General features: G+C 65.9%; 22 protein-coding genes. 9 read left to right on the forward strand and 13 right to left on the reverse strand.

Translation table 11 applies throughout. From position 1 onward, the window contains the following. Positions 1-39: 39 nt before the first annotated feature. Positions 40-1,029, reverse strand: coding sequence for a zinc-dependent alcohol dehydrogenase family protein (locus Q0C42_RS11515; protein ID WP_295075603.1), 990 nt, complete (start codon positions 1,027-1,029; stop codon positions 40-42). A 155-nt stretch (positions 1,030-1,184) separates the two neighbouring features. Here Q0C42_RS11515 and Q0C42_RS11520 point away from each other — a divergent pair, with 155 nt between their 5' ends. After that, positions 1,185-1,778 carry a nitroreductase family protein gene (locus tag Q0C42_RS11520; RefSeq protein WP_295075606.1) on the forward strand — a complete coding sequence of 198 codons (594 nt, stop codon included), beginning with the start codon at positions 1,185-1,187 and terminating at the stop codon, positions 1,776-1,778. 77 nt (positions 1,779-1,855) lie between these two features. Here Q0C42_RS11520 and Q0C42_RS11525 read toward each other — a convergent pair whose 3' ends face one another. Both Q0C42_RS11525 and guaA read right to left on the reverse strand, forming a co-directional pair. Further along, complete coding sequence (locus Q0C42_RS11525; protein ID WP_295075609.1) at positions 1,856-2,596, reverse strand: methyltransferase domain-containing protein; 741 nt, start codon at positions 2,594-2,596, stop codon at positions 1,856-1,858. Between the two features lie 22 nt (positions 2,597-2,618). Continuing rightward, positions 2,619-4,196, reverse strand: a complete 1,578-nt coding sequence (gene guaA, locus Q0C42_RS11530; RefSeq protein WP_295075612.1) for a glutamine-hydrolyzing GMP synthase — start codon at positions 4,194-4,196, stop codon at positions 2,619-2,621. Between the two features lie 164 nt (positions 4,197-4,360). Here guaA and Q0C42_RS11535 point away from each other — a divergent pair, with 164 nt between their 5' ends. Next, positions 4,361-5,902: a trimethylamine methyltransferase family protein gene (locus Q0C42_RS11535; RefSeq protein WP_295075615.1), complete on the forward strand. Its 1,542-nt coding sequence runs from the start codon at positions 4,361-4,363 to the stop codon at positions 5,900-5,902. Positions 5,903-5,964: 62 nt separating this feature from the next. On the opposite strand, the gene Q0C42_RS11540 is transcribed toward Q0C42_RS11535, so the two are convergent. Further along, positions 5,965-6,249 carry a DUF6477 family protein gene (locus Q0C42_RS11540; protein ID WP_295075618.1) on the reverse strand — a complete coding sequence of 95 codons (285 nt, stop codon included), beginning with the start codon at positions 6,247-6,249 and terminating at the stop codon, positions 5,965-5,967. 224 nt (positions 6,250-6,473) lie between these two features. Between Q0C42_RS11540 and Q0C42_RS11545 the strand changes: the two genes are divergently transcribed. Then, complete coding sequence (locus tag Q0C42_RS11545) at positions 6,474-7,601, forward strand: DUF6456 domain-containing protein (protein ID WP_295075621.1); 1,128 nt, start codon at positions 6,474-6,476, stop codon at positions 7,599-7,601. Between the two features lie 3 nt (positions 7,602-7,604). On the opposite strand, the gene Q0C42_RS11550 is transcribed toward Q0C42_RS11545, so the two are convergent. Then, positions 7,605-8,174, reverse strand: a complete 570-nt coding sequence (locus Q0C42_RS11550; protein ID WP_295075624.1) for a hypothetical protein — start codon at positions 8,172-8,174, stop codon at positions 7,605-7,607. A gap of 156 nt (positions 8,175-8,330) precedes the next feature. Continuing rightward, the gene (locus Q0C42_RS11555) at positions 8,331-9,014 is read right to left on the reverse strand and encodes an aquaporin (RefSeq protein WP_295075626.1); all 684 of its coding nucleotides are present in this window, start codon (positions 9,012-9,014) and stop codon (positions 8,331-8,333) included. Between the two features lie 119 nt (positions 9,015-9,133). Between Q0C42_RS11555 and lipA the strand changes: the two genes are divergently transcribed. Then, on the forward strand, positions 9,134-10,084 hold the full coding sequence (gene lipA / locus Q0C42_RS11560; RefSeq protein WP_367115735.1) for a lipoyl synthase: 951 nt from the start codon (positions 9,134-9,136) through the stop codon (positions 10,082-10,084). A 58-nt stretch (positions 10,085-10,142) separates the two neighbouring features. Here lipA and Q0C42_RS11565 read toward each other — a convergent pair whose 3' ends face one another. The 4 genes from Q0C42_RS11565 to hpt form a co-directional block, all read right to left on the reverse strand. Beyond that, positions 10,143-11,024 (reverse strand): hypothetical protein, encoded by an 882-nt coding sequence (locus Q0C42_RS11565; protein ID WP_295075631.1) that lies wholly within the window; start codon positions 11,022-11,024, stop codon positions 10,143-10,145. A gap of 119 nt (positions 11,025-11,143) precedes the next feature. Then, entirely contained in the window at positions 11,144-12,031 is an 888-nt protein-coding gene (locus tag Q0C42_RS11570; protein WP_295076288.1) for a cytochrome c, read from the reverse strand. Between the two features lie 60 nt (positions 12,032-12,091). Continuing rightward, entirely contained in the window at positions 12,092-12,268 is a 177-nt protein-coding gene (locus Q0C42_RS11575) for a hypothetical protein (RefSeq protein WP_295075634.1), read from the reverse strand. Further along, positions 12,265-12,810, reverse strand: coding sequence for a hypoxanthine phosphoribosyltransferase (hpt, locus tag Q0C42_RS11580; protein ID WP_295075637.1), 546 nt, complete (start codon positions 12,808-12,810; stop codon positions 12,265-12,267). Before hpt ends, Q0C42_RS11575 begins: the two co-directional genes overlap by 4 nt. Positions 12,811-12,935: 125 nt before the next feature. On the opposite strand from hpt, the gene Q0C42_RS11585 reads away from it, so the two are divergent. Further along, a complete protein-coding gene (locus Q0C42_RS11585; RefSeq protein ID WP_295075640.1) occupies positions 12,936-13,394 on the forward strand; it encodes a type II toxin-antitoxin system RatA family toxin in 459 nt (152 codons plus the stop codon). Between the two features lie 57 nt (positions 13,395-13,451). After that, complete coding sequence (locus tag Q0C42_RS11590) at positions 13,452-14,306, forward strand: PHB depolymerase family esterase (protein ID WP_295075642.1); 855 nt, start codon at positions 13,452-13,454, stop codon at positions 14,304-14,306. Positions 14,307-14,367: 61 nt separating this feature from the next. Here the strand turns inward: Q0C42_RS11590 and Q0C42_RS11595 are convergent, their stop codons facing one another. Genes Q0C42_RS11595 through Q0C42_RS11605 form a run of 3 tightly spaced genes read right to left on the reverse strand, consistent with a single transcriptional unit; the run spans position 14,368 to position 16,453 of the window. Then, a complete protein-coding gene (locus Q0C42_RS11595) occupies positions 14,368-14,844 on the reverse strand; it encodes a CinA family protein (protein WP_295075645.1) in 477 nt (158 codons plus the stop codon). Then, positions 14,832-15,338 carry a phosphatidylglycerophosphatase A gene (locus Q0C42_RS11600; RefSeq protein WP_295075648.1) on the reverse strand — a complete coding sequence of 169 codons (507 nt, stop codon included), beginning with the start codon at positions 15,336-15,338 and terminating at the stop codon, positions 14,832-14,834. The genes Q0C42_RS11595 and Q0C42_RS11600 overlap by 13 nt, the downstream gene beginning before the upstream one ends. After that, complete coding sequence (locus Q0C42_RS11605) at positions 15,335-16,453, reverse strand: bifunctional 2-C-methyl-D-erythritol 4-phosphate cytidylyltransferase/2-C-methyl-D-erythritol 2,4-cyclodiphosphate synthase (protein WP_295075650.1); 1,119 nt, start codon at positions 16,451-16,453, stop codon at positions 15,335-15,337. The genes Q0C42_RS11600 and Q0C42_RS11605 overlap by 4 nt, the downstream gene beginning before the upstream one ends. 178 nt (positions 16,454-16,631) lie before the next feature. On the opposite strand from Q0C42_RS11605, the gene dusB reads away from it, so the two are divergent. The 3 genes from dusB to Q0C42_RS11620 are packed head-to-tail and all read left to right on the forward strand — an operon-like array spanning position 16,632 to position 20,069. After that, positions 16,632-17,609 (forward strand): tRNA dihydrouridine synthase DusB, encoded by a 978-nt coding sequence (gene dusB / locus Q0C42_RS11610; protein ID WP_295075652.1) that lies wholly within the window; start codon positions 16,632-16,634, stop codon positions 17,607-17,609. Continuing rightward, the gene (locus Q0C42_RS11615) at positions 17,606-18,703 is read left to right on the forward strand and encodes an ATP-binding protein (protein ID WP_295075654.1); all 1,098 of its coding nucleotides are present in this window, start codon (positions 17,606-17,608) and stop codon (positions 18,701-18,703) included. The genes dusB and Q0C42_RS11615 overlap by 4 nt, the downstream gene beginning before the upstream one ends. Before the next feature lies 1 nt (position 18,704). Then, positions 18,705-20,069 carry a response regulator gene (locus Q0C42_RS11620; RefSeq protein ID WP_295075656.1) on the forward strand — a complete coding sequence of 455 codons (1,365 nt, stop codon included), beginning with the start codon at positions 18,705-18,707 and terminating at the stop codon, positions 20,067-20,069. The last annotated feature ends 31 nt before the right edge of the window (positions 20,070-20,100 follow it).

The following is a 20,100-nucleotide window of genomic DNA, read 5'->3' on the forward strand; positions in this document are numbered from 1 at the left end:
GCGGCGCGCTACCCCCGGGCAGTCGTGGTGCAACCGGCCTTAGTCCGGGACGACCAGCACCTTGACCTCGCCCGGCGTGGCCGGATTGGCGATGGTGCGGGAGGCTTCGGACAGCGGGATGATGCGCGAGATCAGCGGGCCCACGCTTACCTTTCCCGACGTCAGCATCGCCACGGCGCGGGTCTGGGTGAAGGGATTGATGAAGCTGTGCAAAAGCTGGATCTCGCGAAAGAGAAGGTCGAAGGGCTCGATCCTGACCTTCTCGCCCTGCGGCATGACGCCCAGGATGACCACGCGCCCGCCGGACCGGGTCAGGCGAGGGGCCATTTCCACCGTTTCGGCCACACCGGCACATTCCAGCACCAGGTCGGCGCCCTGCGGCAGAAGCGCCCGCGCCTCGGCTTCGGTCGCGGCGGTGTGCGTGGCGCCGGTCTCCAGCGCAAGCGCGCGCTTGGTGGGATGCCGGGTGACGAGGGTGACTTCCGCTCCCGCGTTGCGGGCAAGCTGCACGGCCAAAAGCCCGATGACGCCGCCGCCAAGCACGATCACCCGCTCGCCGGGCACGGGTGCGCCAAGGTCGACGCCGTGCAGCGTGCAGGCCAGCGGCTCGGCGAAGGCCGCGTGTTGTGGATCAAGGTCCGGGACCGGGACCGCGCGATGGGCGGGGATCGCGGCAAGGTCTGCAAACCCGCCGTCGCGGTGGATGCCGATGGCGACGTTGCGGATACAGAGGTTTGTGCGGCCCCGCAGACATTGGTCGCAGGCCCCGCAGGCGATGTTCGGGTCGCAGGCGATGCGGGTGCCAAGGGGCAGGGCGACGCCGTCCCCCACAGCCACCACCTCGCCCGAGAACTCATGGCCCAGGGTGACGGGCGGGGCACAGGGAAACTCGCCCTTCAGAAGATGCCGGTCGGTGCCGCAGATGCCTGCTGCAAGGACGCGGACCAGAACCTCGCCGGGTCCGGGAACGGGGTCCGGGACCTCTGCCAACTCGATCCTGCCGACCGCCTGCAACCGGACTGCGCGCATTCCTTGCTCTCCTCTTTGGTGCGGTGATCATGGCATGGCGAGCCCCACCTGTCGCGGGGCCTGTGCAGGAGCGAACAGAAGGTTGCGGGGCAGGGCGGTTGTCGGCCCGCGCTTCCCGGCCTATGTCGATGTCCAGAGAAAAAGGAAATCGCGCCATGAGCCTTGATCAACCCGCCGGTCGCCAGCCTGCCCACCCGGTCGCTCCGCAGTTTCCTGCCCGCTGGTCGCCCCGGTCCTTCACCGACCGCGCGGTGCCCGAGGCTGACGTGATGTCGCTTCTAGAAGCCGTCCGCTGGGCGCCCTCGGCCTCGAACCACCAACCCTGGCGGCTGGTCTGGGCACGACGGGGAGAGGACGGCTTTGCCGCGATCCATTTGGCGCTGGCTGCGGGCAACCAGGTCTGGGCCGGAGAGGCCGCAGTGCTGCTTGCCGTGGCGTCGAAGGATACCGTGACGAACCGCGAGGGGATCGAGGCCCCGAACCGCACCGCCGGGTTCGACACCGGAGCCGCCTGGATGAGCCTTGCCTTGCAGGCGCAGTCGATGGGCTTGGCCGCGCACGCGATGGGCGGGTTCGACAAGGACAAGCTGGCGGCAGCGGTGGGTCTGCCGGATGGCCACACGCTGCACTGTGTCGTGGCGGTGGGCGAACAGGGGCCGGCCGAGGCACTGCCGGAGGATCTGCGTGCACGGGAAAAACCCAGTGGGCGGAAAACCTTGGCCGAGATTGCGGTGCACGGGCGGTTCTAAGAACTGCTCCTCGTTCGACTTCGTCTCCTCGTCGCGGGGCCTGCACCAGGGGACGACGTCACCCGCGCCCCCCTCTGTCAGTCGGCGCTGGACCCCGCCGCCGCGCCCGGAGGCGGATAGCGGGTGCCGTCCACCACCGAGTCCGCCGCGAGCGTCCGCCAGTCAAAGCCGGTGACCTCTTCGCGTTTGCGACAAAGGATCTCGCTGTGACAGTAAAGCTCGGTGATCGGGCGATAGCGCAGGTAGCGGTCGGCCTGTTCGGTGAAGAACCCTGCCATCGGGTTGCTGAGGCCCGAATCGATCAGGTCGTAGCCAAGACCAGTGTTGAACAACGCCCGCAGGCCCATGTCCGAGAACTGGTAGAAGTTCCAGGGCCGCTCATGCGCGATATAGGAAAAGTGTGTCTCGACAAAGACATGGCCGCCCACCTTAAGAAGCTTGGTGATCTCTTCGGCCACGACCCAGGGCATGTGCAGATGCTCGAACACGGCGGAGGCGAAGATCAGGTCGAACTTCTCGCCCGTGGGGAAGTACTCGGTCAGCCGGTGCGCGTCGCCGACGACATCGACGTTTTCTCCGGGGTAGAAGTCGAAGCCCACATAGTCGGCCTGCGCAAAGCGGCTGCGGTGGTTGGCACCGGTCACGACGCGGGACCCGATTTCAAGGACCCGCATCCCGGGTTTGTTGAACTCCCGCTCCAGGAAATCCGCCCATTGGGAATGACCCACAAGCTTTGGCGGGGCTATACGGTGGCGCTTCCGCATGAAGGGCAAGGTATCGACGAAAGCCTTGATCTTGCGCCGGTTTTCGCCCTTCATCTGCGGCTTCCTTCCCCGAGGCCTATTCCAGCTCGATCGTCCCAGGCGGCTTTGAGGTGCAGTCGTAGAAGACGCGGTTCACGCCCTTGACCTCGTTGATGATCCGGGTGGCGGTCTCGCCCAGGAAGTCGTGGGTGAAGGGGTAGTAGTCGGCGGTCATGCCGTCCACGCTCGTCACCGCCCGCAGCGCCAGGGCGTAGTCGTAGGTCCGCCCGTCGCCCATCACGCCCACGGTCTTCATCGGCAGGATCGCCGCGAAAGCCTGCCAGATCTCGTCGTAAAGCCCATGCTTCCTGATCTGGTCGATGTAGACCGCATCGGCCCGCCGCAGGATTTCCAGCTTCTCGGTCGTGATCTCTCCCGGGCAGCGGATCGCCAGGCCCGGTCCGGGGAAGGGGTGCCGGCCGATGAAGCTGGCCGGAAGGCCAAGCTCGCGCCCCAGGGCGCGGACCTCGTCCTTGAAGAGTTCGCGCAGCGGTTCGACGAGTTTCAGCCCCATCTTCTCCGGCAAACCGCCGACATTGTGGTGCGACTTGATCGTGACCGAAGGCCCACCAGAGAAGCTGACCGATTCAATCACATCCGGGTAAAGCGTCCCCTGAGCGAGGAACTTCGCGCCGCCCACGGCCGTCGCGTGCTTCTGGAAAACGTCGATGAAGAGCTTGCCGATGGTCTTGCGCTTGACCTCGGGGTCGGAAACCCCCTCCAGCGCGCCAAGGAACAGCTCGCTTTCGTCCGCGTGGATCAACGGCATGTTGTAGTGGTCGCGGAACATGGTCACGACCTGCTCCGCCTCGCCCAGCCGCAGGAGGCCGTGGTCGACGAAGACGCAAGTCAGCTGGTCGCCGATGGCCTCGTGGATCAGGACGGCGGCCACGGAAGAATCCACTCCGCCCGACAGCCCGCAGATGACCTTGGCATCGCCGACCTGGTCGCGGATCTTGCGGATCGCCTCTTCACGGTAGGCGCCCATCGTCCAGTCGCCCTTGAACCCCGCCAGCTTGACGAAATTCTCGTACAACTGCGCGCCCTTCGGGGTGTGGTGCACCTCGGGGTGGAACTGGACGGCGTAGAAATGGCGTGCAGGGTCGGCGGTGATGGCGAAGGGCGCGTTGGGCGAAGTGCCATAGACCTGGAACCCGGGCGCGATCTTCGACACGTGGTCGCCGTGCGACATCCAGACCTGTTCCTGCGCCAAAGGACCGGCTTCGGGCGGGAACCATCCTGCCAGGAAGGGGTGGGTCAGGTCCGTCGGTGTGACGAAGGCCTTGCCGAACTCGGCCGTGCCATGCCCGCCTTCCACATGGCCACCCAGGCAATGCATCATCACCTGCTGGCCATAGCAGATCCCCAGGATCGGCACCCCCAGATCGAAGACCCCCGCCGGCGGCATCGGGGCGTTCTCCCAATACACGCTGGCAGGCCCACCCGAGAAGATCACCGCCTTCGGCGCGAAGTCCTGCAGGAAGGCTGCGTCCACGCGGTTGTAGGGATGGATTTCGCAGTAGACGTTCAGCTCCCGCAGGCGGCGCGCGATGAGCTGCGTCACCTGGGAACCGAAGTCGATGATGAGAAGGCGGTCATGGGCGATCTGGGTCATGCGCCCGATTAGGCTGGGACGCGTCCAAGTGCAAGATATCCCGCGCGCGCCGATGTCGTTTGCGACGAAGGCACATGTCGGTTTTGGCAGACATGCGGCGGTTTCAGGGGGCGATGCCGGACGGATTGGCGGCATAAGGGCGCAAACATCTCCCGGAGGCTGACATGAACGAAGTTGCAGGGCGCAGGTCGCGCAGTGGTGGCGGCGCGAGCCGTCGGGCAGAGCGGACTGCGGTCAGCTTCGAGACCGCCCGCTTCATCCAGCGCAACATCCCCAACTTCGAGATCCTGAACGAGGAAGCCCTCCAGATCATCGAGTACAACGCCGAGACGGTGTTGGAAGAGATTGGCGTCAACTTCGTCGAGAACCCCGCCGCCTTGGTCCGCTGGCGCGATGCCGGTGCCGATGTGCAGGGCGAACGCGTGCACATTCCCCGTGGCCTTGCGCGCAAGCTGATCTCGACCGCGCCGAAGACCTACACCCAGCACGCCCGCAACCCCGAACGCAACGTCGAGGTCGGCGGCCGCAACCTGGTGCTAGCCCCGGTCTACGGTCCGCCCTTCGTGCGCGACATGGAAGGTGGTCGCCGCTATGCGACGCTGGAGGATTTCCAGAACTTCGTGAAGCTGGGCTACATGTCCAAGTGGCTGCACCACTCCGGCGGCACGGTCTGCGAGCCGACGGACGTGCCCGTGAACAAGCGCCACCTCGACATGCTCTTTGCGCACATGACCCTGTCGGACAAGCCGTTCATGGGCTCGGTCACCGAGCCCAGCCGGGCCCAGGATTCGGTCGACATGGCCAAGATCCTGTTTGGATCGGACTTCGTCGACCAGAACACGGTGATGACCAGCCTGATCAACATCAACTCGCCGATGGTCTTCGACGGGATCATGATGGGCGCTCTGGAAGTTTTTGCCGCCAACAATCAGGCAAGCATCGTCTCGCCCTTCATCGTCGGTGGTGCAATGGCACCGGTGACGGTGGCCGGAACGTTGACCCAGGTCCTGGCCGAAATCCTGGCGGGCGTGAGCTACTCGCAGTTGATCCGGCCCGGCTCTCCGGTCATTGCGGGGGCCTTCGTGACCTCCATCGACATGAACTCGGGCGCGCCGACCTTCGGAACGCCGGAAGCGGCCCATATCACCTATGGCGCAGGCCAATTGGTGCGGCGGCTTGGACTGCCCTACCGCTCCGGCGGGTCGTTCTGCGGCTCGAAGCTGCCGGATGCGCAGGCGGCTTATGAAACCGCCAACAGCCTGAACATGGCACTGCTTGCCGGCGTGAACTTCATGCTGCACGCCTGCGGCTGGCTTGAGGGCGGTCTGGTCTCCAGCTACGAAAAGTTCGTGATGGACGCCGACCAGTTGGGAACCCTTCACCACTTGGCGCAGGGCATCCAGGTCGACACCAACGGTCAGGCGATGGATGCGATCCGCGAAGTGGGTCCCGGCGGCCACTACCTTGGCTGCAGCCACACCCAGGCGAACTTCAAGTCCGCGTTCTGGCGCTCGGACCTTTTCGACTACAAGCCGTTCGAGACCTGGGCCGAGGAAGGCGCGCGCGACACGCAAAGCCTAGCGAACGAGAAGGTGAAGAAGCAACTCGCCGATTACGTGGCCCCCGACATGGACCCCGGCACCCGCGAGGCGCTGGAGGCTTTCGTGGCCACGCGGAAAGCCGCGATGCCGGACGCTTTCATCTAGGCAAGCCACTGGCAACTGCAAAAAAGGGGCGGTGAAAACCGCCCCTTCTTCATTTCCGGACGTCAGGCCATCCCGCCGCGCCGCAGGAACTGCGCTTCGGCCAAAAGCGCGATCAGCACCTCGATGTGCTTTGCCACCGAGTACCCCGCATCCCCGGTGACACGGGTCGCCTCCAGCCGGGCTTCGACCGACATCAGCGAAAAGACGGTGTCCTCGGGCGAGGCGAACCCTGCCACATGACGCCGCAAATCCCGGTCGCGCCGGTATTCGCCAAGGCCGAAACGGGCCGCGCGCATCAGAAGGCGGGGGCGGCGCAGAGAGGCAAGCATGGTGCGGCAGTCGGTCATGGGGTCCTCCATTCTTGGATGACTGCATCCTTACCCGACACAACCTGGCGTTGCGCATCCGTGGCTTGGAGCGCGCGCTGGTTACCAAAGAGTTTAAGATTTCCGTCGAATTGTTAAGGTCGGACGAAAGCTTAACGAACGCGTAACCAATTCCACCCAAGGTTGCAGGTGTCCAAGGCTGGACTTATTGCAGCCCGGGTGTGGACAATGACGGGACGACTGAATTGCCAGAATTGACTGCTGCCAACCTGCCAGACTGGCTTCCTGCTGCCGTGCGTCACTACCTCGACCATACCGAAGACGGCACGTCACTCAGAGAGCTGGCCCGGCGCGAGGGTCTTCATGCCTCGACCATCCTGCGGCAAGTCCGACGGTTCGAAAACCGTCGGGAAGACCCCCTGATGGACGAGGCGCTGTCGGCAATCTCTCGTCTCGTTCCCCGTCACACCGATGACCCAGCCCGAAAGGATGATCAGTCCATGTCAGTCCACCCGCGCCTTCCCGCCGCCGGCGACCAGCCCGACATCTGCGACGAACAGGCGCTGACGCGCGAGGGGATGCGCGTGTTGCGCCGCCTGGCGGAACCCAGCGCCGTGATGGCCATCGCGCCCGATCTGGAAAAGGCCGTGGTGATCCGCGAACTGCCCGATGGCAAAAGCCTGCGGACGGCGGTGCTGGAACGGTCGGTGGCCCATGCCTTCGCGCTGAAGGACTGGGTGACTTGCCGCAAGCCGGGCCGCGTCTCGACCTACGAGATCACTTCTGCCGGACGCGCCGCGCTGAAGCGGATGGTGGACGAGGAGGATCGCCGTCGTCAGGGCATGGCCGAGGCCGCAACGCCGTTCGGCGACCAGCACCGCACCTGGGACGAGCGTGAGGTGCTGGACGACGGCAGCCCGCGCCGGGTGCGCTACAACCTGGCGGAAAGCCCGGTGGCGTTGCTGGGCCGCCGTCGCGACCGCGACGGCAAGCCCTTCCTGGAGCCCGAACTTGGCGCCGCCGCCGAACGTCTGCGCGAGGATTTCGAACTCGCCCAGATGGGCCCCCGCGTGGCGCAGAACTGGGACAGGTTTCTCACCGGCGGTGACCGGGGGGCGTTTCAGGCGGATAGCGGGCTGGCGGAAGGCCCGTCCTCGGCCCGGTCCCGCGTGGCGGCGGCGCTGCGCGACCTTGGACCAGGGCTTGGCGACGTGGCGCTGCGCTGCTGCTGCTTTCTGGAAGGGTTGGAGGTCGCAGAAAAGCGGATGGGCTGGGCGGCGCGGTCAGGCAAGATCGTGCTGCGCATCGCGCTGATGCGGCTCAAGCGGCACTACGAGGAGACCTACGGCAAGTCCGGCCTGCTGATCGGCTAGGGTTCAGGCCCCCATGCCCCGGGCAACCAGCATCACCGAGATCGCCGCGAGCCAGACCGAGGCCAGCCGCCGCAGCACGAACAGCGCGCGCGGCTGGCCGACCCCACCGCTGCGCAAGACCGCGCCGCCAGCGGCCCAAAGCGCGGCAACCAGCACGACCAGCCCCGCGAAGAGCGCAAGGTTCAGCCCCAGCCGGTCAGGAGAGGGCAACAGCACCAGACCGAAGATCAGCGCCTTGGGGTTCAGCGCCGTCGTCACGAACAGCGTCCGCGCCCCAACCGTCCCGCCCGCAACCGACGCAAGCGGCTGCCACAACCTTACCGCCAGCACGGCCACCCACAGCGCCGCAGCCAGCGTCACCCCGCGCTGCACCCCTGCGTGATCGGCCAACAGCGTCGCCCCGATCAGGGTCAGCGGCAGGACCGACAGAAAATACCCCGCAAGCTCGGCCGGAACCAGGCGCATCGCCCCCACCCAGCCCCGCTCGGCCGCGGCCACCAGAACCAAAGAGTTCGTCGGCCCCGGTGTCAGAAGCAGCAGCAGAATGGCCAGGGAAAGTTCGGGCAGGGACATCATGGGCTCCAGTCTTAGGCTGCAGATGCCCGGTCTGGAAGGGGGATGCCTTGATCCGTGTCAATCGCATCAGGTGCAATGGGGGGAAAGCGGTCGCCCGCACTCCCCCCACCTCCGGGGCTTCCCCGTCCCCGGATCACGCGCCGGCGTCTGAGTTCAGGCGGCGCGCGTAACTCCGGTCCGGTGCAGGATGCCGGCCAGCGCGCCACCCGCCAGCGGTGCCGCGATGAAGACCCATAGGTCCGCCATCGCCTGGCCGCCGACGAACAGCGCAGGGCCAAAGGACCGCGCCGGGTTCACCGACACGCCAGTCACGGTGATGCCGACAAGGTGGATCGCGGCCAGCGTCAGGCCGATCGCCAGTCCCGCCATCGCCGTCGGCGCGCCGTCCTGCGTGGCCCCCAGGATCACGGTGACGAAGAGAAAGGTCATCACGCCTTCGAACAACAGCGCCGACGTCAGCGAGTATTCCCCCAGATAGCCCGCGCCATAGCCGTTCTGGCCCAGCCCGTTCACCCCGATGTCATAGCCCGCCTTGCCCGAGGCGATCATATACAGCACGCCCGCGCCGATCACCGCACCGACCAGTTGCGCGACGACATAACTCGCCAGAGCCGAAGCGGGCATCCGTCCGGCAAGGTATGCCCCAAGGCTGACCGCGGGGTTCAGATGCGCGCCCGAGATCGGCCCGATCCCGTAGGCCGCCGCGACGATGGCCAGTCCGAAGGCCAGCGAAATCCCGGTCATCCCGATCTCGGCCCCCATCAAGACTGCCGCACCGCAGCCGAACAGGACCAGGATCGCCGTGCCGATCACCTCGGCGATAAACTGCTTCATCACATACTCCACACCAGATGTGCGCCGGTTGCATGGGCCACCGGCGTCCCTGTGGGGGCTTGCCGCGTTGCCTTGGACGCGAAACGGGCTTATCTGAGGAGGAGCCAGCCGGTCAGGGGGAAATTTCCGTGCGCGACCTCAAGCTTCCCGAAGAGCGTCACCCCGAAAAGGCGCACCGCCCGGACAACGAACAGCCGAAGAAGCCGGCGTGGATCAGGGTCAAGGCCCCCACGTCCGAAGGCTACAAGCGTACCCGCGACATCCTGCGCGAAAAGAAACTGGTCACGGTCTGCGAGGAAGCCGGCTGCCCCAACGTCGGCGAATGCTGGAGCCAGGGCCACGCCACCATGATGATCATGGGCGAGATCTGCACCCGGGGTTGCACTTTCTGCAACGTGGCGACGGGGAAGCCGCAGACGCTGGACGCCTTCGAGCCGGGCCGGGTGGCGCATGCCGTGGCCGAACTTGGGCTTGCCCATGTCGTCGTCACCTCGGTCGACCGCGATGACCTTGACGACGGCGGGGCCGAGCATTTCGCCCAGACGATCCGCGCGATCCGTCACCGCTCGCCCGCCACCACGATCGAGGTCCTGACGCCCGACTTCCTGAAGTGCCCGCCGTCGGCGCTGGAAAAGGTGGTCGAGGCGCGCCCCGACGTCTTCAACCACAACCTTGAAACCGTCCCCGGCCTGTACCACGAGGTCCGCCCCGGCGCGCGCTACTTCCACTCCCTGCGCCTTCTGCAGCGGGTGAAGGAACTGGACCCGATGATGTTCACCAAGTCGGGCATCATGGTTGGCCTCGGCGAGGAGCGTCAGGCCGTCCTGCAGGTGATGGACGACATGCGCAGCGCGGACGTCGATTTCCTGACCGTCGGTCAGTACCTGCAACCGACGCCGAAGCACCACCGCGTAGCGCGCTTCATCACGCCGGACGAGTTCAAGTCCTATGAGACCGCGGCCTGGGGCAAGGGCTTCCTGATGGTCTCGGCCACGCCGCTGACCCGGTCCAGCTACCACGCCGGCGACGACTTCGCCCGGATGCGGGATGCCCGACAGACGGGCAGGGGCTGACCCGAATGACAAAGGGCCGCACGCTGGCGGCCCTTCCTCAAACGTCCGGATTGCGACGTCAGAACTTGTAGCCGACTCCGATGTCGAACATCTCGTCCGATCCCACGGCCTTGGTCCCGCCGCCTTCCACGTAGATCCCGCTGTCGAGATTGTAGGTGGCCGAGATCGAGTAGACATCGCTGGCATCCTGCACCAGCAGCATGTCGCCCCGCAGCGTCAGCGCAGACATCACATCCACACTGCCGTGCAGCCGAACGGTATGGATGGTGTCGCCCGCATCGAACTGGGACAGCGCGGCCCCGATGGCGAAGCGGTCCGCGTCGTGGAATGCGCCGATCTGCATCAGGGAAAGGTCCGACCCCGGGGCCGTGGCGAATTCTCCGCTGATGAAGAAGCTCGTCGCCCCGGTCTGGTAGCGCATCATGGCCTCGGCGACGTCGACGTTCGCATCGTTCATGTGGTGATATCCGGCCCCGAAGGTCAGGCTGCCCGCTTCCTGCTTCCAGGTGATGCCCGGCGTCATGCCGCGATCCTGGCTGCTGATCAGGCTGGTCACCGGCCCGGTCAGAACGCTGGCTCCAAGGTCAAACAGGCGCGACGATGAAAAGCGAGGCATCACACGCTCGGTATCCGACAGGGGCCGGGGGGCGCCCACGGCAAACTCGCCCGCGCCCGTCGACAGCACAAGCGCGGCCCAGATATTGGTGAAGTCCGTTCCGTCGTCCAGCCGCGTGGTGTCCAGTGCGGCATCGAAGCCCAGAAGACCGCCCGACCGCCAGTTCATGCCGATATCGCCGTCCAGAGCGAAGTCATCGTCCGATCCGCTATTCAGGTATTCCAGCTTGACGTCCCCGCCGAATGTCAGGCCGTTGCCTGCATCCTGGGCGGTGGCGGGAAGTGCGAAAGCCGCGACAAGCGCGGGAAGAAGAAGCCTGCTCATATTGTTTTTCCGTTCTGCTCGGGTTTTTTGCCAGTATGGCGCAAAATCCCGCTCAGGGAAAGCCCTTGTGATCAATATGTTGTGGCTCGTCCCACTGCTAGCGGAAGGCGGGCACGCGATTACTCGAGGTTGGGGACGGCCAGCAGGTACTCGGCCACCGCCTGCCGGTCGCTTTCCGGCAGCCGGGCCATGTTCTCGACCACATGCACCATATGCCCGCCGACACTGTCATAGTCGGGGGTAAAGCCCGTGGTGAGGTATTGCACGATGTCCGGCGCGGTCCAGCCAAGCTTTCCGGGCGTGATGTTCGGGATGCGCCCGTCGCCCGAGGGGTTCGGCGCGCCCCCCAGCCAGCGGGCCGTGTCCATCCCGCCCAGCATGTTGCGCGGCGTGTGGCATTCGCCGCAATGCGCCAGCGCCTCGGTGATATAGCGTCCGCGGGCTGCGGTGGGCGTCAGGTTCCCGGCCAGAGTCCAGTCATCCGACAGGAACATCAGCTTCCACAGCCCGACGGCCTCGCGCCGGGAAAATGGAAAGCCCAACTCGTGCGGCTGGCTTGGGGTCGCGTCGGCGGGCAGCGTCTTCATGAAGGCGTATAGGTCGGCCACGTCCTGCATTTCCATCTTCGCATAGGATGCATAGGGCAGGGCGGGATAGTAGTGCTCGCCTTCCGGACTGACGCCGCGCGTGATCGCGTTGGCCAGATCCAGTTGCGACCAGGCCCCTATGCCGTGTTCCGGGTCCTGACTGATGTTGGGCGCGATGAAGGTGCCGAAGTCCGAGGGGAACTTCTGCCCGCCGGACAGCACCAGTTGCGCCGCATCTTTCGCACCGTCGGCCATGTGGCATGACGCGCAGCCCGAGGCCCAGAACACCTGCTCGCCCCGTGTCGCGTCCCCGGTCAGGTCCGCAACTGCCGCCGCCGCAAGCGGATTGGGACGGGCCAGCACGTAAAGCCCCCCCGCGCCAACCAGACCCAATACGACCAGCCAGCGCATGAGACGCATCACTGTACCCTCCGACCACAACCTCGCGGCGACCCTAACCGACCCGCCGCTCGCGTCCAATCACGGTTTCTGGCGTAGGCTGTCGACCGTCATCCAGTCCGGCCAGCCGACGAAATACTCGATCCCGACCAGCACAAGGCACAGGGCCACCACCCCGAACACCAGCTTCACCCGGCCCTCCGATGGCGGGTTCTGCGCCCATCGCTTGGCGCGCAAAAGCCAGTTCAGGGTGTTCATGTCGCTTCCGTGAACCGCACCTTGCCGATGTAGGGCAGGTTGCGGTTCCGCTGGGCGAAGTCGATGCCGTAGCCCACGACGAATTCGTCGGGGATCTCGAAACCCGTCCAGTCGGCCTTGACCGGCACCTCCCGGCGCGAGGGCTTGTCCAGAAGCGCGCAGGTCCGCAGCCGCGCCGGTTGCCGCGCCTTCAGGAGGTGCAGCACGTGGCTCAGCGTGAAGCCGGTGTCGATGATGTCCTCGACCACCAGCACGTCGCGGCCCGCGATCTCGCCCCGCAGATCCTTCAGGATGCGGACCTCGCGGCTGGAATGCATCGCGTCGCCATAGCTGGAGGCTTCCAGGAAATCGACCTCCACCGGCAGCTCGATCTCGCGGACAAGGTCGGCGATGAAGACGAAGGACCCGCGCAGAAGGCCCACCACCACCAGCTTGTCTGTGCCGTGGAAATGCGTGGTAATCTCGCGGGCCAGGGCTTCGACCCGCGCCGCGATGGCCTTGGCGCTGATCAGCTGGTCGATCACATAGGGGCGGTCGGGCATGGGTCGGTTCCGTCTGTTGCGACCCCTTCCTAGCCGTCAAAGCCACAGTTGCATAGGCCGTGACATGTCGCCCGCTTGATCTTGGCGCCATGTCGGGCCACATCTCGGGGCCAAGAGAGACACCGATGCCCAGCCATTCCGAAACCAAGCGCCTGCCCTACACCGCCCAGCAGATGTACGATCTGGTGGCCGATGTCGCATCCTACCCGAAGTTTCTGCCCTGGAATTCCGCGGCCCGCATCCGCTCGCGCACGCCGATCTCAGGCGGGGGCGAGGTGATGGAGGCCGACCTTGTGATCAGCTTCAAGGTCTTCCGCGAACGCTTCGGCAGCCGGGTCACGCTTTGGCCCGAGGCGATGAAGATCGACACCGAATACCTCGACGGCCCCTTCCGCCACATGCGGTCGAACTGGGCCTTCCGCGACATCCCCGGCGGCTGCGAGGTCGATTTCCACGTCGATTTCGAGTTCAGGAACGCGATTCTCCAAGGCATCATCGGCGTCGTCTTCAATGACGCCATGCTGCGCGTGGTCCGCGCCTTCGAGCGCCGCGCGGCGGAACTGTACGGACCGGGCCCGTTCTGACGCGACGGAAACTTCTGGCGACAGCGTGACAGCCTCACGCCCATGCCGGAGTTCTTCATGCGTGCCTTTGCCCTGCTCCTTGCCATTCTTGCCGCGCAGCCTTTGCTCGCCCAGACCGTCCGTCTTGGCGACCGCTATTACGAAATCGCGCTTCCCGCCGACCCGCAGAACGCTCCCCTGATCCTTGTCCTGCATGGCGGAGGTGGCAATCCCGACCGCACGGCCCGGGTGACAGGCTTGACCGGCGTTGCGCTGCGCAAGGGTTACGCAGTGGTCTATCCGGCAGGAACGGGGCGCAGACTTCTGTCCTGGAATGCAGGTTACTGTTGCGCCAGCGCGTCCCGGAACCGCGTGGACGACGAAGCTTTCCTGACCGCTGTCATCCAGGACGCACAAGCCCGTTTCGGCCTTGGCAAAAGCGTCTACCTGACGGGCATGTCGAACGGCTCGATGCTGGCCGAAACCTTCGCCGCGCGAAATCCCGCCCTCGTGCGGGCGGTCGCCGGGGTGTCCGGCACGATGGACACGCGGAAGGTCCGCGTCGCCGCTCCCGTCCCGGCCCTGATCATCCACGGCACCGCCGATACGATGGTCCCCTACGGCGGTGGCCGGGGTGACGCCAGCCTGACGCGCACCGACTTTGCCTCGGTCGCGTCGGTGGTTCAGGCGTTCCTTGCGCCCTGGGGCAAGGGCCTGACGCAAACCTCGCGCCGGATCGACCGCAAGGATGACGGAACGTCGGTCAGCATCACCGACTATGCCAAGGGCCGGAACGTGGTGCTGCGCCTGATGAAGATCGAGGGGGGCGGCCACAACTGGCCCGGCGGCGTGAAACCCCGGTCCGACATGGACATGACGCAGGAGATCGACGCCAATGCCGAGATCCTGCGCTTTTTCGCACTGCATCCGTAAGGCCGGGGCCAAATTCCTTAAGCAAGGAATTTGACAAATCCTTTGCTTGGAGGATTTGGACCTACTCCAGCGCCGCGACCAGCAGCCCCAGTGCATGCGCGGTCGCGGCCCTGCGGACCTTGTCGCGCCCAAGCGCCCCGAATTCCACCGTTTCGACGCGGGTCTCATGGTCCCGGCGCGCAAGGCCGAAGCAGACGCGGCCCTCGGGCTTGAACTCTGATCGTCCCGGCCCCGCGATCCCGGTGATCGATACCGCGAGGTCGGCGGCCGACCTGATCAGCGCGCCCTCGGCCATCTCACGCGCCACGTTTTCGGACACCGCCCCCTGCGCGGCCAGGGTGTCCGCCGACACACCAAGCATCTCCACCTTCGCGGCGTTGGAATAGGTGACGAAACCGCGCTCGAACACGTCCGACGACCCCGCCACATCGGTCAGCGCCGCCGCGACCAGTCCACCCGTACAGCTTTCCGCCGTGGCGATCCTGATCCCCCAGTAGCGCGCCCGCTGCAGCAGGTCTGCGACATTCACCCCAGCCATGGCTCCACGACCCCATGATAGACGCCCGCAAATCCCATCGAGACGACCCCGGCGAACAGCCCGGCCCAAAGGTCGTCCAGCATCACACCCTTCGCGCCTTCCATCCGGTCGGCCCGGCCCACGAGCCATGGCTTCCAGATGTCGAAAAGCCGGAACAGAAGGAACGGTGCCACCCATGCCGGCCAGGCCCCGAACAGAATATCAGGCACCCCATGCCGCCAAAGCGGGATCACCGTGAACGACAGCGCCAGAAGCTGCCCCGCCACCTCGTCGATCACCACTTCCGAGGGGTCCTCGCCCCCCGTCGCCCGCAAGTAGCGTGGCACCGCCCAGAAACCCAGGATCGTGGCCAGGACAAACCCAACCGGAACCGCCAGCGCCCAGCCCGCCTGATAGGCCGCCACGGCCAGAGCCACGGTGATTGCCGACGCCCAGGTCCCCGAAGCGGGCTTCAGATGCCCCGCCCCGAAGAAGGTGGCGATAAGCGTGCTCATGCCTTCACCAGAACGGCTGTCGCCAGCGAGGCGATGCCCTCCTCGCGCCCGGTGAAGCCCAGGCGTTCCGAGGTGGTGGCCTTGACCGATACCCGCCCCGCATCCACGCCCATGATCCGCGCCAGTTCCGCTTGCATGGCAAGGGCATGCGGACCGATCTTCGGGCGCTCGCAGACCAGCGTCACGTCGCAATTGCCCAGATCATAGCCCCGGCACCGCGCCAGCCCGATGGCGTGGCTCAGGAAGATGTGGCTGGCAGCGCCCTTCCACTGCGGGTCACTGGGGGGGAAGTGCCGCCCGATGTCACCTTCCGCCAACGCGCCGTAGATCGCATCGGTCAAGGCGTGCATCCCAACGTCCGCGTCCGAGTGCCCCAGAAGGCCCTTGCCATGCGGCACCTTCACCCCGCAGAGCCAGACATGGTCGCCCTCGCAGAAGGCGTGCACGTCGTAGCCGTTGCCCAACCGCACATCCATGTCACGCCCCTTCAGGATCGCCTCGGCCCGGGCGAAATCGCCGGGGTAGGTCAGCTTCAGATTGGTTTCCTCGCCCTCGACGATCACCACGTCAAGACCCGCCGCCCGTGCAACCTCGACATCGTCCAGCGCGCCGCCGGGATGGGCGCTGTGCGCGGCAAGGATGGGCGCAAAGCGAAAGGCCTGAGGTGTCTGCGCCCGCCAGAGGTTCGCCCTGTCCACCGTGCCCGACACCTTGCCCGCATCGCCGCGCCACAGCGCATCCGTCACCGGAAGGGCCGGGGCCGCGCCGTCATGTGTCGCCAGCGCGTCCACCAGACGCCCGACCAGCGCGCGCGACACCAAAGGCCGCGCGCCGTCGTGGATCAGCACCGCCTCGACCCCCGACCCCTCCAGCGCCCGCAGCCCTGCAAGAACCGAGGCATCCCGCGTCGCACCACCCTCGACCAGTTCCACGCCAAGCCCCGTCGCCCGGTCGCGGTCGTCGGGATGGATCACCAGCACCACCCGCATCCCTGCGAAGGCGCGCAGCGTATGCGCCAGCACCGGCTTGCCCGCCAGCATCTGCCACTGTTTCGGCACCTCTCCGCCCATGCGGCTGCCGCGACCAGCGGCGACGATGATGACAGCTGACTGCATGGCACCTTCCTTTCGCTCCTGCCTAATCCAGCCCGACCTGCATGACAATCTGGCGCTTTGCACCCCTTACTGCCCAAAAATTGTGCATCGCATGTTTTTCAGTCATTATGCGCGCGCGCTGCCTTGGTCCCGTCCATCGGGAAGGCTAGCTAAGTTGCAACTGCACAAGGATAAGGCTTTGTCGTTTCCCCTCGGCCCCCTGACGCTGAACCCGCCGGTCTTTCTTGCCCCATTGGCAGGGATCACCGACCTGCCGTTTCGCCGGCTGGTCGCGCGCTTTGGTGCGGGACTTGTGGTCAGCGAGATGGTCGCCAGCGCCGAGATCGTGCGCGCCCAGCCCGAAGCCCGCGCCCGCGCCGAGCTTGGCCTGGGTGAACAGGCAACCAGCGTGCAACTTGCCGGCCGCGAACCCTACTGGATGGCTGAAGGCGCGAAGTTCGTCGAAGGGCAGGGCGCCAAGGTCATCGACATCAACATGGGCTGCCCCTCCAAGCGGGTGACGACCGGCCTCTGCGGCTCGGCCCTGCTGCGCGACCTTGATCTTGCGCTCACGCTGATCGAGGCGGTGGTGAAGGCGGTGAAGGTCCCCGTCACGCTGAAAACCCGCCTCGGCTGGGACGACACCCTCCACAATGCGCCCGAGCTGGCAAAACGGGCTGAAGGCGCGGGCGTCCGGATGATCACCATCCACGGCCGCACCCGCTGCCAGTTCTACAAGGGCCACGCCGATTGGGCTGCGATCCGCGCAGTGAAAGAGGCCGTGACGATCCCCGTCATAGCCAATGGCGACATCATCGACAGTGCCACCGCCCGCGAGGCGCTCCGCCTGTCCGGAGCCGACGGTGTGATGATCGGCCGTGGCGCACAGGGCGCGCCCTGGAAGCTGGCGCAAGTGGCCCACGATCTGTACGGCACCCCCGCCCCGAAGGTCCCCGACGGCGGCGCGCTGGGTCGGATGATCCTGGATCATTATGAGGACATGCTCACCTTCTATGGCCGCGAGCTTGGCCTGCGGATGGCCCGCAAGCACCTTGGCTGGTATCTCGACGAGGCGGGCCTGCCGCACGCGCGTGAGGCGATCCTGACCTCCACCGACCCGGCCGCGGTGATCCAGCTGATCGAACAGGCCTTCGCTGAACTGGAGCTTGCGGCATGACGCCCTACCGGATGCCTTATCCGGTGCCGGGGGTGATCTGGGCCTCCTTGCCGTTGCCCACGCTGCTGATTGACGCACAGGCCCGCATCCTTGAAGCAAATCCAGCGGCCGAGACCTTCCTGAACGCTTCGGCCAAAGCCCTGAAGGACCAGCCCGTCTTCGACCGCCTCGCCATCGACGCCCCGATGGACGAGGCGCTGGCAAGGGTCCGCGCCAACCAGTCGCCGCTGAACATCAACGATGTCGACGTCACCAGCGGCGAACGCCCGCCCCTGCAATGCACGATCCACCTCGCCCCCATGCACGACAATCCGGGCATCGTGATGCTGATGCTGTCCCCGCGCGAACTGGCCGACCGCCTTGGCCGGTCGATGGGTGCCAAGACCGCCGCCCGCTCCGCCATCGGCATGGCCGAGATGCTGGCGCACGAGATCAAGAACCCGCTCGCCGGGATATCCGGCGCGGCGCAGCTTCTGTCGATGAACCTCACGCCCGAAGATCAGGAGATGACCGACCTCATCGTCGAGGAAACCCGCCGCATCGTGAAGCTTTTGGAACAGGTGGAGCAGTTCGGAAACATCCGTCCCCCGGACCGCAAGCCGGTGAACATCCACGATGCCCTCGACCGCGCCCGGAAGTCCGCGCTGGTCGGTTTCGCCGCCCACATGACCATCGTCGAGGATTACGACCCCTCGTTGCCCTCCACCTTCGCTGACAGCGACCAGTTGATGCAGGTCTTCCTGAACCTGATCAAGAATGCCGCCGAAGCCTGCCGCAACGGCGGCACCATCCGCCTGCACACCTTCTACGACCTCAGCTTGCGCCTGCGCCGCAAGGACGGTGCCTCGGGCGCGCTACCGCTGAATGTCGAGATCATCGACGACGGCCCCGGCATCAAGCCCGAGATCGCCGCCAATATCTTCGAGCCCTTCGTCTCGGGCCGCGAGAACGGCACGGGCCTTGGCCTCGCGCTCGTCTCCAAGATCATCACCGACCATGAAGGCTGGATCACCGTCGATTCCGCGCCCGGTCGCACCGCATTCCGCGTCTCGCTGCCAATGGCGCCGCGCGAGAAGAAGAAGGAGTCCCGCTGAAATGGATGGCACCATTCTTGTCGCCGATGACGACCGCACGATCCGAACGGTCCTGACCCAGGCCCTGACCCGGGCGGGTTGCAAGGTCCATGCGACCTCCAGCCTCATGACGCTGATGCGCTGGGTCGAGGAAGGCAAGGGCGACCTTGTCATCTCGGACGTGATCATGCCCGACGGCAACGGGCTGGATGCCCTGCCGCGCATTTCCAAGATGCGTCCTGGTCTGCCGGTGATCGTCATCTCGGCGCAAAACACCATCATGACCGCGATCCAGGCCGCCGAGGCCGAGGCTTTCGACTACCTGCCCAAGCCCTTCGATCTGCCCGACCTGATGAAGCGGTCCGCCAAGGCGCTGGACCAGAAGCGCCACGCCCCCAAGGTCGTCGTCGCCGCGCGAGACCCTGGCGACGATCTGCCCCTGGTCGGTCGCACTCCCGCGATGCAGGCGCTTTACCGCCTTGTGGCCCGCGTGATGAACACCGAGCTTGCCGTCCTTGTCACCGGGGAAAGCGGCACCGGCAAGTCGCTGATTGCCCGCGCGATCCATGACTTCTCCGACCGCCGCACGTTGCCCTTTATCGTGGCCCAGGCCGCTGACCTGCAAGGAGTGGACGGCCCGGCCACGCTGCTGTCGCGGGCGCGCGGCGGTTCCGTCGTCTTTGACGAGGTCGCCGATTATGACGCCGACACCCAGGCCCGCGTGGTGCGGATGCTGGACATGCTGGGCGACAATGCCCCCCGCGTCATGGCCACCAGCCAGACCGACCTGTCGTCGCGCATGGAGGCGGGCCAGTTCCGTCAGGACCTTTACTACCGCCTTGGCGGGGTCACCCTGCACGTCCCCTCCTTGCGCGAACGGGTCGAGGACATCCCGCTTCTGGCCGAACACTTCCTGACCAAGGGCGAACGCGACCTCGGCACGATCCGCCGGCTGTCGCAAGGGGCGACCGACCTGATCCGCGCCTACTCCTGGCCGGGCAACGTGCGGCAGCTTGAAAACACGATTCGCCGGCTTCTCGTGACCGCGTCGGAAACCGACATCGCCCGGACCGAGGTTGAACTCGTTCTGGGCCAGCAGCCCAGCCCCGAACCCCTTGCGGGATCGGGGGCGGGCGACAAGCTTTCCGCCTCGGTCGCGCGCCACCTGAAACGCTATTTCGACCTGCACGGCGGCCAGCTTCCCCCCCCCGGTGTCTATCAGCGGATCCTGCGCGAGGTGGAGCTTCCGCTGATCGAGATCGCGCTGGACGCAACCGCTGGAAACCAGGCGAAATGTGCCGATCTTCTGGGGATCAACCGCAATACGCTGCGCAAGAAGATCACCGATCTTGATATCCGGGTGACGCGTCGGCGAAAGCTGATGTAGATCAGCCACATTGAATGTGTCTTTTCGGTTT

It is taken from the genome of Tabrizicola sp., from assembly GCF_022842145.1.
GTDB lineage: Bacteria > Pseudomonadota > Alphaproteobacteria > Rhodobacterales > Rhodobacteraceae > Tabrizicola.